This is a genomic window from Bradyrhizobium nanningense (assembly GCF_004114535.1).
In the GTDB taxonomy this organism is placed as follows: Bacteria; Pseudomonadota; Alphaproteobacteria; order Rhizobiales; family Xanthobacteraceae; genus Bradyrhizobium; species Bradyrhizobium nanningense.
Map to the genome: position 1 here is coordinate 21,727 of NZ_LBJC01000014.1, position 13,197 is coordinate 34,923.

The 13,197-nt window shown below is 63.2% G+C and carries 6 protein-coding genes; 4 read left to right on the top strand and 2 right to left on the bottom strand.

Going from position 1 to position 13,197, the window contains the following annotated elements; all coding sequences use genetic code 11:
* The first annotated feature begins 3 nt into the window (after nucleotides 1-3).
* From XH84_RS08155 to XH84_RS08165, 3 genes are all read left to right on the top strand, one after another.
* A complete protein-coding gene (locus XH84_RS08155; RefSeq protein WP_128922313.1) occupies nucleotides 4-792 on the top strand; it encodes an ABC transporter ATP-binding protein in 789 nt (262 codons plus the stop codon).
* A 94-nt stretch (nucleotides 793-886) separates the two neighbouring features.
* Nucleotides 887-2,725: an AMP-dependent synthetase/ligase gene (locus XH84_RS08160; RefSeq protein ID WP_128922312.1), complete on the top strand. Its 1,839-nt coding sequence runs from the start codon at nucleotides 887-889 to the stop codon at nucleotides 2,723-2,725.
* 141 nt (nucleotides 2,726-2,866) lie between these two features.
* Entirely contained in the window at nucleotides 2,867-4,066 is a 1,200-nt protein-coding gene (locus XH84_RS08165) for an ABC transporter substrate-binding protein (RefSeq protein WP_128922311.1), read from the top strand.
* Nucleotides 4,067-4,314: 248 nt separating this feature from the next.
* Here the strand turns inward: XH84_RS08165 and XH84_RS08170 are convergent, their stop codons facing one another.
* Nucleotides 4,315-5,367: a lysozyme inhibitor LprI family protein gene (locus tag XH84_RS08170; RefSeq protein ID WP_128922310.1), complete on the bottom strand. Its 1,053-nt coding sequence runs from the start codon at nucleotides 5,365-5,367 to the stop codon at nucleotides 4,315-4,317.
* A 116-nt stretch (nucleotides 5,368-5,483) separates the two neighbouring features.
* Complete coding sequence (locus tag XH84_RS08175; RefSeq protein ID WP_128922309.1) at nucleotides 5,484-6,212, bottom strand: transglutaminase-like cysteine peptidase; 729 nt, start codon at nucleotides 6,210-6,212, stop codon at nucleotides 5,484-5,486.
* A gap of 619 nt (nucleotides 6,213-6,831) precedes the next feature.
* On the opposite strand from XH84_RS08175, the gene XH84_RS08180 reads away from it, so the two are divergent.
* On the top strand, nucleotides 6,832-13,119 hold the full coding sequence (locus XH84_RS08180) for a VCBS domain-containing protein (RefSeq protein WP_128922308.1): 6,288 nt from the start codon (nucleotides 6,832-6,834) through the stop codon (nucleotides 13,117-13,119).
* Nucleotides 13,120-13,197 lie beyond the last annotated feature (78 nt).

Below are 13,197 nucleotides of genomic sequence, written 5' to 3' on the forward strand. Positions count from 1 at the left end.
CGCATGGATGCCGCGGTGACACCCGATATCATCCTGAAACTCTCCAACATCGAGAGCTATTACGGGCCGATCATGGCGATCCGCGGCATCTCGCTGGAAGTGCCGCGCGGGCGCATCGTCACGCTGCTGGGGGCAAATGGCGCCGGCAAGACCACGGTGCTGAAGACCATCTCCGGCATTCTCGACCCGCAGAAGGGCTCGATCGAATTCCTGGGCAGGCCGATCCAGCGCATGGAGGCCGACCGGATCGTGCGGCTCGGCCTCAGCCATGTGCCGGAGGGGCGCGAGGTGTTCCCGTTCCTGTCGGTGCGCGAGAACCTGATGATGGGCGCCTATCCGCGCAAGGACCGCGACGGCGTCGCGGAGGATCTGGAGCGGGTCTACGGCTATTTCCCGCGTCTGAGGGAGCGCATCAACCAGCCGGCCGGCCAGCTCTCCGGCGGCGAGCAGCAGATGCTTGCGATCGGACGCGCCCTGATGAACCGGCCGACGCTGCTGCTGCTCGACGAGCCCTCGCTCGGCCTGTCGCCGCTGCTGGTGAGGGAGATCTTCACCATCATCCGCCGCGTCAACGAGGAGCAGGGCATGTCGATCCTGCTGGTCGAGCAGAACGCCAAGGTGGCGCTGGAGACGGCGCATTATGGCTATGTGCTGGAGATCGGCCGGATCGTGATGAACGACAGCTGCGACCGCTTGATGCATTCCCAGGACATCCAGGAGTTCTACCTTGGCGCCAAGGAAGCGGGCGCGCGCGGCGAGCGGCGCTGGAAAAAGAAGAAGACGTGGCGGTGAGGAAGAGCTGGCAGTAAGATGGATTGCCCATCCGCAAGCAAAGACCGCCGGCAAGGCAGGCAGCGGAGGGGAGAGCGACAAGGAGGAGACGCGCATGGCCCGACCGGCGATGCTGACGGTCGCTGATACGATCGCAAGGAGCTTTCTGCGCGCTGCGGAGACGCGGGGCGATCGGCCGGCTATCCGCGAGAAGAAATTCGGGATCTGGCAGCCGACCAGCTGGCGCGAATGGCTCGCGACATCGAAAGAGATCGCCTACGCGCTTCATGCGACCGGCTTCATGCCCGGCGACGTCGCCTCCATCATTGCCAACGCCATCCCGGAATGGGTCCATGCCGACATGGGCATCTTGTGCGCCGGCGGCGTCTCGTCGGGCATCTACCCGACCGACGCATCGTCCCAGGTCGAATATCTCGTCAACGATTCCAGAACCAAGGTGATTTTCGCCGAGGACGAGGAGCAGCTCGACAAGATCCTCGCCTGCCGTGCGCGTTGTGCGAGCCTGCAGAAGATCATCGTGTTCGACATGGAAGGGCTCAGCGGCTTCTCCGACGACATGGTGATGTCACTCGACGAGTTTCGCGCGCTCGGCCGCAATCACATGGTCGGCCGCGAGGCGCTGTGGCAGGAGATGATCGACAGCCGCAGCGCCGGCGATCTCGCGATCCTGGTCTATACGTCCGGCACGACCGGCCCGCCCAAGGGCGCGATGCATGCCAACCGCAGCGTCACGCACCAGATGCGCCACGCCAATGATTTCATCCCGGCGCGAGAGGACGAGGACAGGCTGATCTTCCTGCCGCTCTGCCACGTCGCCGAGCGCATCGGCGGTTACTACATCTCGGTCGCGCTCGGCTCGGTGATGAATTTCGCCGAGAGCCCCGAGACCGTGCCGGACAATCTGCGCGAGGTGCAGCCGACCGTCTTCCTCGCGGTGCCGCGCATCTGGGAAAAGTTCTATTCCGCCATCACCATTGCACTGAAGGATGCGACCCCGCTGCAGCAATGGGTCTATCGCCGCGCCATCGGCATCGGCTACCGCATGGTCGACTACAGGCTCGAGGGCAAGGCGCCGCCGTTGTCGCTGCGTATCGCCAATCGTCTCGCCTACCGGGCCGCGTTCCGCAACATCCGCCGCATGATCGGGCTCGACCGCTGCCGCATCGCCTTCACCGGCGCGGCGCCGATCGCGCCGGAGCTGATCCGCTGGTATCTCGCGCTCGGTATCGACATGCACGAAGTCTACGGGCAGACCGAGAATTGCGGCGTCGCCACCATGATGCCGGCGACGCACATCAAGCTCGGCTCGGTCGGCACCGCCGTGCCCTGGGGCGAGGTCGCGCTGTCGCCGGAGGGCGAGATCCTGATCAAGGGCGACTTCCTGTTCATGGGCTATTTGAACCAGCCAGAGAAGACCGCCGAGACCATCGATTCCCGCGGCTGGCTGCACACCGGCGACGTCGGCACCATCGACAATGAGGGCTTCGTCCGGATCACCGACCGGATGAAGGACATCATCATCACCTCCGGCGGCAAGAACATCACGCCGTCTGAGATCGAGAACCAGCTCAAATTCTCGCCCTACATTTCCGACGCCGTCGTGATCGGCGACAAGCGGCCGTATCTCACCTGCCTCGTGATGATCGACCAGGAGAATGTCGAGAAGTTCGCCCAGGACCACGACATTCCGTTCACCAATTATGCCAGCCTTTGCCGGGCCGTGGAGATCCAGGACCTGATCTGGCGGGAGATCGAGCAGGTCAACGGCAATTTTGCCCGCGTCGAGACCATCAAGAAGTTCTACCTGATCGAGCGCCAGCTCACGCCGGAGGACGAAGAACTGACGCCAACCATGAAGCTGAAACGCGGCTTCGTGAACAAGCGCTACGCCGCCGAGATCGAAGCGATGTATCGCCAGCGCGCCGTGGCGTGACGCATGCGCATGGCCCGGAAAAGTGGGAACCGGTTTTCCGAGAAGGGGCATGCGCAAAGAAGAGAAGTTGCATTTGAGAAAGCGAAGGAGCGACGGCCCCCGCCCTCCGCGTAACACGGGCCTTTAGGAGAGGAGACGTCAATGTCGAAATCGTTCAGCGCGTTCGGCCTTGCTGTGAGTGCCGTGGTGCTCACCTGTCTGCCGGCCGCGGCGCAGACTAAGGTCACCAACGAGGGCATCTCGGCAAGCGAGATCGTCGTCGGCACCCACCAGGATCTGTCGGGTCCGATCAAGGGGTGGGGCGTCCCGGTCGCAAACGGCATGAAGATGGCGACCGAGGAGATCAATGCGTCCGGCGGCGTCAACGGCCGCAAGATTCGTCTGGTTATCGAGGACAGCGGCTATGATCCGAAAAAGGCCGTGCTGGCGTCGCAAAAGCTGATCGAACGCGACAAGATCTTCGCGATGGTGGGCCCGATGGGATCGCCGACAGTGCTCGCCGCGCAGGACATCCTGTTCGACGCCGGCGTGCTGCAGCTCTTCCCGCTGACGGCGGCCGAGTTCACCTTCAAGTTCGATCCGGCCAAGCCGCAGGAGCGATTGAAGTTCAACAATTTGCTGCCATACGTCGAGAGCACGCGTGCCGCGCTGAAATACATGATGGAGTGGAAGGGCTTCAAGAAGCCCTGCATCATGCATCAGGATGACGAGTACGGTAAGAACGTGCTCGACGGCTTCAATCAGCAGCTCACCGCCATGAAGGCGCAGCCGGCTTCCATCACGAGCTACAAGCGCGGCGCCTCCGATTTCAGCGCGCAGATCGCCAAGATGAAGTCCGATGGCTGCGACCTCGTCGTGCTCGGCACCGTGCTCCGCGAAACCATAGGAGCAATGACCGAAGCCAAGAAGCTCGGCTGGGACGTCACCTTCCTCGGTGCCACCCCCACCAATGTGATGGAGGTTCCGGCGCTGGGCAAGGATGCCGTCGAGGGGCTCTATGCCGCCAGCGGTTTCGAGATTCCCTATGAGGACACCGCCAAGGGCAAGGTGAAGGATTGGCTCGTCAACTATAAGAAGATGTTCAACTCAGACGCCAACACGCAGGCGATCATCGGCTACAACGCGATGATGACGTTTGCGTTCTACGCGAACAAGGCGGGCAAGGATCTCACGGGTCAGAAGATGCTTGATGCGCTGGAGTCGGGCGAGAAATTCCTCGACATCTTCAACTCGCCGCCGACCAAGTTCTCCAAGACCGACCACCTCGCCAACACCATCACCCAGGTGCAGCAGGTCAAGGGCGGCCGCTGGGTGCTGGTGAAGGACAATCTGATGTTCTGATGCTGTTGCGGCATTGACGGTGCACCCTCTCCCCTCGTGGTAGAGGGTGGCTTCGCGAAAGCGAAGCCGGGTGAGGGGTTCTCTCCCCACAAACGATCTTGCGAGTGGAAAGAACCTCATCTGGCGCTTCGCGCCACCTTCTCCCGCAAGGGGAGAAGGAAGAAAGAGCCAGGCGCGGCGAGAAAGGCCTACGATCCCCCGCCCGCTGTTCCCGAATTCACCGGCGTCAGCTCGTCCTCCCGGCAACGTCAGCCGTCGGCGGTTTTGACGAACGCAAAGGTCCGCTGGATCCGCAGCCGGCGCGCCACGTTGAAGGCTTCCGCTGAGCGCCCGTTGTTGGCGGCGCCTGGCTGCGGACGGCCCGTCCTGGCGTCCCAGCAGGTGCCGGTGCAGGTGGTCGCGACCTTGCTGCACATCGTGAAGGGCGCCAGCACGGCCATCTCGATTTCGCCCGTGACCTGCGCCTCCTGCTCGGTCACCTGGCTGTCGAGCGCGTAGACGCGGTTGATGCGCAGAAAGTTGCCGCAGGAATTGGCCGCATGGATCCGCGCCGCGCAGAAGTCGACCGCGTCGGTGTCGGGGATGCGGGCCGCCACCTGCCGGCCGAACACCTTCTTGGGGTCTTCCTTCGCCGCGCGGATCTCGTCAGTCTTGCGCTTCAAATGGTCCGCAAGGCAGTCCTCCGCTGATTCGAGATCCTGGAGCGGCACGTTCTCCTTACCGACGAGATTGCATTTGCGGTCGCGCTCGCGGGTCCACCTGCCATATTCGGCGAAGGCAAAGCGTGCTGCGGTCGGGTCCAGCTTGCCGATCAGGCCGAGCACCTGGCCATTGAGCTCCGTTTCGGCCAGCGCCAGCGATGGGTCCGCACAGATCAGCGCGCCCGCCGCGGTGTTGGCTGCCAGGCAGTCGAAGTCGGGATCGCGCACGATCGCGGCGCGCTCCTCGGTGACCTTGAGCAGGCACGCTTTCACCCGGTCGAAATCGTCGGGGCGGATCGCGGTCTGTCCGACGATGCCGCAGCTGAGATTGCGCTGGCGGACCCAGATCGCGTTCTCCTCGATCGCAGGCAGGCGATCGGGCAGGCGGGCGAGCCGCGCCTCGATCGCCGTGCTCAGCTTCTCGGCTGCGGCCGCAAGCGTGGCATCACCGCAGAACAATTGGTTGCCGGGATCGCGAATCTGCTGGCAGTTGTTCTGGGCGAACAGCGGCAGTCTGTCGGCAATGGAGCGGTCGGACTGCGCGGACCCAGGCGCGGCGAGCGCCAGCAGCGCAAGCACAGACAGCACGATGAACCGCATTCCCGACGCCCCCGCATGGAAGGCGCCATGCTAGCGTTTGGGATCGCGCGGTGGAATGGGGTTGTGTGGGAAGGTCTGGTCCGTAGCCCGGTGGCTCCATCCGGGGCTACAAGCAATCAGCGCGCGTCTGCCGCCATCGAGAACCGCACCGGCTCGTCGACATATTTCAGCACGGCCGACTGGTAGAGTGCGAACAGGGGCTGATAGCTCCGCGCAGCGTCGTCCTCGACCATTGCCATGCGGCGGTTGTCGAGCATCAGCCAGTGGCCGTCGAGCTTTGCCGCGGCAACCGCATGGTCTTCGCCGGCCCTGACGTCGCGCACCACGACGATGCGGAGGTCTTCGGCGGCAATTCCTGCCAGCCGCAGCGCGGCCAGCTTGGCGATGGCATAGTCCTCGCAATCGCCGGTGCCGTTCGCGAAGGTCGCAAGCGGGGAGCTCCAGACGTCGTCAATGCCGTCATTGGCGGCCCGGATGGCGAGGTTGATGGCGCGGTTGGTCTCGCCGAGCCGCGCGCGGCCGTCGCGCGCGCGGGCCTGGTCGACGACGGCGAGCAGCTTCAGGGCCGCAGGCGATGCGCAATTGTCCCGGTCGCCGTCGCACAGCGCAAGCTGCACCATGTCGTCGTCGAGCCTGTCCTTCAGCGCAAGCCATTTCTGCCGCAGGCTGCCGGACGAAATGGCGAAGGCGAACACGCCGAACGGCTCGGCGGATTTGCGCACGAGAAGGCCGGCGCCCGGCGACAGCAATGAGCCGGCGCGAAGCTCGGCGGCCGATCCGAGAAGGATCAATCCGCACAGGACAAGGATTGCGCGCCAGGCGCGCGAGCGAGCAGCGGTCTCCATCTGACATCCCCTTCCCTGGCTTAGCCGGGTCCCCCTCGACCTCGACGTGCCGGGCTTTGTTGCTTTCGGGGAGATAGTGCGAGACGGGCCGTTTTGTTCTGCTTAACGCGCCCGGCTGGGGTTGCAAAACCGGGGAACAGGCTGAAATGGATCTGCCTAGATTGCGTAAAATTTTACGATTCGCCGCTAGGAGGTATCTTGCTGCCGCCAAAACGGAGCCAATTGCAGACAGACGTTATGGGAGTGCCGGATCTGCGCGCGATGGCTAACGCCCCCTATTTCATGGGGTTCTGTTAGTTGGGTCACAGATTTAACTCCATATTTGCCGCAGGATGTGGCGGGACTTCGCGAAGGAAAGATGACGCAAGTATCTGCGCCGCAACTATACGATAGATTACTTTGGGTGACTGGAAATGCGTGTAAAAAGGCCGGATTCGACTTCAGAATATTTGAGGAATTACTTCAGCTTCTCCCACGGGGTTCCGACCCATCGGGCTTCTGAAGCCAAGTGATGCGAAATCACACAAGCAATAGATGGTATCGCTAAGGACTTGCTAATGCTATGCAAGCTTAGGCAGTCGATACTTACTTAAATTTTAACCCTTTTTACGGTGCCCCGTTGAATTACGCTGGCCAATTTGACGGCGCGATTTCCTTGGACGGCCAGGGTTCCCGCTCGCCCGGCAATGCCCATGTCGATTCCTTTACGGCGAAAGCGCACGTTCACGTGCCTGACGGCGCGTTCGTTGTTCCCGACCCCAACCTGATCTTCAGCGGCGAGTTCAAGCGCGCAGGCCTCGACCTCGTCTTGTCCCACGAGGGGCACGAGTTCGTCGTTCACGATTATTTCCGGGGTGACAAGCGCTCCGCGCTCGCCTCGCCCGACGGCGCCCACCTCACCGGCGAAATCGTCAGCGCGCTCACCGGCTATGTCCAGGTTGCGCAGGCCGCACCCGGCGCTGCCGCCGTGGCCCAAGTCATCGGCCACGTCACCAAGCTCGTGGGCAGTGCCACCGCGATCCGCAACGGCGTCTCGGTCATCCTGAACAACGGCGACAACGTCGAGAAGGGGGACGTCGTCTCGACGGGGGCGGATTCGACCCTCGGCGTCACCTTCATCGACGGCACCGTGTTCGGCCTGTCCTCCAATGCGCGGATGGTGCTGAACGAAATGATCTACGACCCCAACGGGTCGAGCAATTCCTCGTTGCTGAGCCTCGTCGCCGGCACCATCACCTTCGTCGCCGGCGAGACCGCCAAGCACGGCGACATGAAGATCGACACCCCGGTCGCCACCATGGGCATCCGCGGCACCGCCGTGCTTACCCAGATCAACTTCGTCGTTCCCGCCGGCGGCGGCGATCCGCAGCCGCAGGCGAACTTCCAGGTGCTGGTCGAGCCGAACGGCACCACGGGCTCTTACATCCTGTTCGACAAGGTCACGCTGCTGCCGATCGCGACGGTCAATCAGGCCGGCCAGATGATCCAGATCAGCGGCGGCAACGTCTCGATCTCCAATGCATTGATGTCGCCGGACGTGCAGAAGCTGATCACGGACGTGTTCACGCTGAAGTTCACCGACAACAACACCAACACCAAGCTGACCACGAACTTCACCGACACGCTCACGCCGACGAGCCTGGACGTCGTATTCAAGTCTGCGTCCGGCCCCATCGTGACCGCGACCTTCGTCAACCTCAATACGCAGGGATCGGCGGGACCCACCACGTCCACGCCGACCCCCGAGCGTATTCCCGGCCAACCGATTGCGCAGAGCTTTGACGCCAGCGGAATTCTGAAGACGGCGTTCGCGTTGACCGAGCGTGCCGGCACCACGGGCGATACGACGCCCGACAAAGTCATCGGCCTGATCAGGTTCGTCGATCAAAATCTCGGCGACCGGCCCACGGTGAGCGTCAGCCTCGCCGAAGCGCCGAACTTTGTCTACAAGGACGCCGGACAGCACGACGTCACCGGGTTGCTGACCGCTCTTCAGAAGCAGGACATTGCGGCGACGCAGATCCAGATCAGCGTCGTCCCCGACGCCGGCAACGACAACAACGGCTCGGCGGTCTGGACCTACACGATCCCGGACCACGTCTTCGACTTTCTCGCCGCCGGCGAAACCCTGACGCTGACCTACATGGTCCGCGTCGATACCAATTTCGTGGTCAACCCCGAGTCGAAGGTCATCCCGATCACCATCACGGTCACGGGGACCAACGACAAGCCCACCGTCGCGACGTCGGGCGGAACCGTCATCGAGAAGATCGGCACCGGCAACGAGGCTCTCGACACCATCACGGGAACGGTCACCTTCACAGACGTCGATCTGACGGACCGGCCCATCGTGAGCGCCGCGCTCTCGTCCACCCAACCCTTCAAATATCTCGATGCGCAGGGCCACGATATCAGCGGGACGCTGACGCCGCAGCAGCTCGCGGCGATCGCCGCCGTCGAGGTGCCGCTCACCGTGCTGCAGGGTGCGGGGAACGGCAACAACGGCTCGGCCATCTGGACCTACAGCGTTTCCGACCATCTCTTCGATTTCCTCGCCGAAGGCGAGACGCTGAACCTCAACTATGTCGTGCAGGTTGATGACGGGCACGGCGGCGTCGTCAGTACGCCGATCACCGTGTCCATCAACGGAGCGGACGTCAATGTCGAGGGCACCAACGACGTGCCGACGATCGTCGATGATTCGACCACCCCGACGGGTGCGGTGACGGAGGATAGTGCGGCCACGCTCGCCGCGAGCGGCACCGTTGCGTTCAACGACCCTGATCTCACCGATACGCATACCGCGAGTTTCTTGCTGAAGTCGACGATTTCGAGCGTGCATCTACCCGGCTTCAGCGACGGCACGTCGCATATCGGCACCTTCGCGCTTGATCCAGTCGTTGAAAGTCCGGGCGTCAGCTCCCGTGGCTCGGTGAAGTGGACCTTCACGCTCGACGATAGCGATCCGGTGCTCCAGTCGCTGGCGGAAGGCCAGACCATCACCCAGGTTTATACGGTCAAGGTCGACGATCATCACGGTGGAACGGTTACCCAGGACGTGACGGTGGTCATCACCGGCAAGAACGACGCGCCGACCATTACGAGCGATGCAGAGGCGGCAACAGGGGGCGTCATCGAGGATGCCGTCACGCCGACGCTGTCGACCGGCGGTACGCTGGCGATCCAGGATCTCGACCTGATCGATACTCACACCGCGCAGGCGGTGTTCAAGTCGTCGACCTCGAGCGCACATCTGCCGGGCTTCGACGACGACACGCCACTAGGAACGTTCACGATCGATCCGTCGGTGACGGAGTCGAGCAGCGACACCAGCAACGGCGCCACGCTGGGCTGGCATTTCGCGGTCAACAACAACGACCCGATGGTCCAGTCGCTGGCCGAGGGACAGACCATCACGCAGGTCTATACCGTCACCTTCACCGACGATCACGGTGCACAGGTCTCGCAGGACGTGACCGTCACCATCACCGGCACCAACGACGCACCGACGGTGACCAGCAGTGCCGCGGACGCCGCCGGAGAGGTGACCGAGGACGACGCCAGCGTGACGCTGTCGATCGACGGCACATTGGCGATCCAGGATCTCGATCTTATCGATGCGCATACGGCGCAGGCGGTGTTCAAGTCGTCGACGTCGAGCGCGCATCTGCCGGGCTTTGCCGACGGCACGCCCCTCGGCAGCTTCACGATCGATTCCGCCGTCGCCGAATTCAATGACGACACCGACAATGCCGCGACGCTGGGCTGGCACTTCAGCCTCGACAACAACGATGCGGTGCTGCAATCGCTGGCGCAGGGCCAGACCATCACCCAGGTCTACACGGTCACCTTCACCGACGATCACGGCGCGCACGTCTCGCAGGATGTGACCGTCACGATCAACGGCGCCAATGACGCGCCGACGATGACCAGCAGCGCCGCGGACGCCGCCGGAGAGGTGACCGAGGACGACGCCAGCGTGACGCTGTCGATCGACGGCACGCTGGCGATCCAGGATCTCGATCTGATCGACACCCACACCGCGGAGGCCGTGTTCAAATCGTCGACGTCGAGCGTGCATCTGCCTGGCTTTTCCGACGATACGCCGCTCGGCACCTTCACGATCGATCCGTCAGTGCTGGAGTCGCCCATCGACACCGGCAACGGTGCGACGCTGGGCTGGCACTTCAGTCTCGACAACAGCGATGCGGTGCTGCAATCGTTGGCACAGGGCCAGACCATCACCCAGGTCTACACGGTCACCTTCACCGACGATCACGGCGCATACGTCTCGCAGGACGTGACCGTCACGATCAACGGCGCCAACGACGCGCCGACCATCACCAGCGACGCCGCCGCGGCGATGGGCGCGGTGATCGAGGATGGGGGCTCCTCGCTCACGACCGGCGGCACGCTTGCGATCCAGGATGTCGATCTGACCGACACCCACACGGCGGAATGGTCGTTCAAATCCTCGTCCGTCAGCTCGGACCTGCCGGGCTTCGGATCCAGTTCGCATATCGGCACGTTCTCGATCGATTCGTCGGTGTCCGAATCCGGCAGCGACACCAGCAATGGCGCGACGCTCGGCTGGCACTTCACGCTCGACAACAGCGATCCGGTGCTGCAGTCGCTGGCGCAAGGGCAGACCATCACCCAGGTCTACACCGTCACCTTCACCGACGACCATAATGCGACCGTGAAGCAGGACGTCACCGTCACGATCACCGGCACCAACGATGCGCCGACGGTTTCCTATGTGACGTCTGACCACATGAACTTCGACGGCCAGACCATCGCGGTCGGCGACGTGCCGACGGTCGCCACTGATGACGTGACGCTGGACGGCTGGGTGAACTGGAGCGGGGGCGCCGAGACCGGCCACGGCCAGATCCTGTTCTACAACGGCAACACCTCGACCACCGGGTTCGGTCTGCTCGGCACGGTCAATGCCGATGGCACGATGGAGCTGCAGATCCTCGCAGGCGGCGTCCAGATCGCCGATACCGGCGTGGCGCTCACCGCGTCGCAATGGCATAACGTCGCGCTGACCCACGACAACGGCACTTTCACGCTCTATCTCGACGGCAATCTCGAATATTCGCAGACGTGGTCAGTCAATCAGATCGACGGCAGTCCGTCGAATCCGTCGCACTCCTACATGATGATCGGCGCCGCGAGCGAGTCAGGCGCGGCGGGCTTTGGCGCGGAAGGCTTCTTCGGTTCGATCGCCGATGTCAGCGTCTGGACCGACGCGCTCACGCACGCGCAGATCCAGTCGATCGATTTCACCGCGCTCACCGGCAACGAGGCGAATCTTGCCGCGTATTACCAACTCGGGGACGGCAGCGGGACCACGGCTTCCAATGCGGTCGATCCCGCCAAGAGCCTTACCATCGATGGCGATGCGGACTGGGCAAGCAGCACCACCGGACCGGGCGGCGCCGTTGCCGACCTCGTGGAAACCAATGCCGGCCAGCTTGCGCATGGCGCCGTCGCGGTCTCCGACGTCGATGCCGCCGATCACGTCACAGTGTCGGTCAGCGAGATGCATGTTACCCTCGACGGCGTAACGCAAACCGGTAGCATCGGCGGGCTGTCGCAGACGGACCTGCTGAACTATCTCTCCGTCCCGTCCGGCGACATTCTCGACGGCACTGCCACCCACGCCCAGTTCACGTGGCAGTTCAATTCGGGAAGCCAGGCGTTCGATTTCCTCGCCGCCGGCCAGACGCTGTCGCTGCAATACACGATCGTTCCGGATGACGGGCACGGTGCGGGCGCGGGCGCGGTCGTCACGGTCAACATCGTCGGCACGAACGACGCGCCGACGCTCGCCGATCTCCACATCGGCCCCCTCTCGGATACGGCGGCCGCCGACACCTTCTCCGACCTGACCGGGACGCTGACGGGGAACGATGCCGATACCGGCGAGACGGCGACCTTGACCTATGCCGTCCTCGATGCGGATCACCACGCGGCGACGACGGTTGCGGGACTCTACGGCTCGCTGACGGTCAACTCCGACGGCAGCTACAGCTACGTTGCCAATGCAGCAGCGATCAATGCGCTGCCGGAAGGCCCCTACACCGATACGTTTGCGGTCCAGACCACGGACGTGCACGGTGCGACCGGCACGGCTACGCTTACCGTCGACGTGACCGGTGCGAACGATGCCGGCGGCCCGGTCATCGACACGACGAACTTCCAGGTCTGGCACGACCACGAGATCAACATCGATACCATCACTGGTCTCTCGGTGGTGGACACCGATCCCGACGCCGCGACGGATGACTTCAAGGTCACGGCCGTGACCGCCCATGATCCGGACAGCACTGTCTCTCCGGAAGAGACGTGCGGTAATCTCGACAACATCAATACCGCCCTCGCGGATGGCGTCACCTACGATCCGGGTGAGACGCCGCCGGACACCGATCGGGTCACGCTGACAGTTACGGACAAGACCACCGGACTGTTCGATACCGTCAACTTCATCTTCAACGAAGCCGGCGACGCCGGCGAGGGCATCACTCTGGAAGGCACCAGCGGCAAGGACGTCATCTTCGCGACCGATACCAACGACACGCTGACCGGCGGCGGCGACAAGGACCAGTTCGTGTTCACGCCGGGCTGGATGTACGACGGCCAGGGGCATCCGGTCACCGACTTCACGCACACCATCACCGATTTCCAGGCGGACGTGGACAAGATCGACCTGCGGCAGTTCTCGGACGTTGCCTCCATCAACGATCTGACCTTCGCGCCGCAATCCGGGGGCATATTGGTCTCGTGGACTCAGGAAGTCAGCCAGCCCGAAGGCGATCCGATCGTGGAGCACGAGTCAATTCTCCTGAAGAATGTCACTGCAAATCTCAAGACCAGCGATTTCATCTTCCACGTCACCTGATGAACGTCAGATGCAGGAGAGCGGTTCGCTCTCCGTCGATCGGCTCGCAGTTTTGACCCGAACAAAAAAGTCATAATT

What these genes read in the sequence shown, in the direction of transcription:
- XH84_RS08155 (WP_128922313.1), top strand. Translation starts at nt 4, where the DNA reads ATGGATGCCGCGGTGACACCCGATATCATCCTGAAACTCTCCAACATC.
- XH84_RS08160 (WP_128922312.1), top strand. Translation starts at nt 887, where the DNA reads ATGGCCCGACCGGCGATGCTGACGGTCGCTGATACGATCGCAAGGAGC.
- XH84_RS08165 (WP_128922311.1), top strand. Translation starts at nt 2,867, where the DNA reads ATGTCGAAATCGTTCAGCGCGTTCGGCCTTGCTGTGAGTGCCGTGGTG.
- XH84_RS08170 (WP_128922310.1), bottom strand. Translation starts at nt 5,367, where the DNA reads ATGCGGTTCATCGTGCTGTCTGTGCTTGCGCTGCTGGCGCTCGCCGCG.
- XH84_RS08175 (WP_128922309.1), bottom strand. Translation starts at nt 6,212, where the DNA reads ATGGAGACCGCTGCTCGCTCGCGCGCCTGGCGCGCAATCCTTGTCCTG.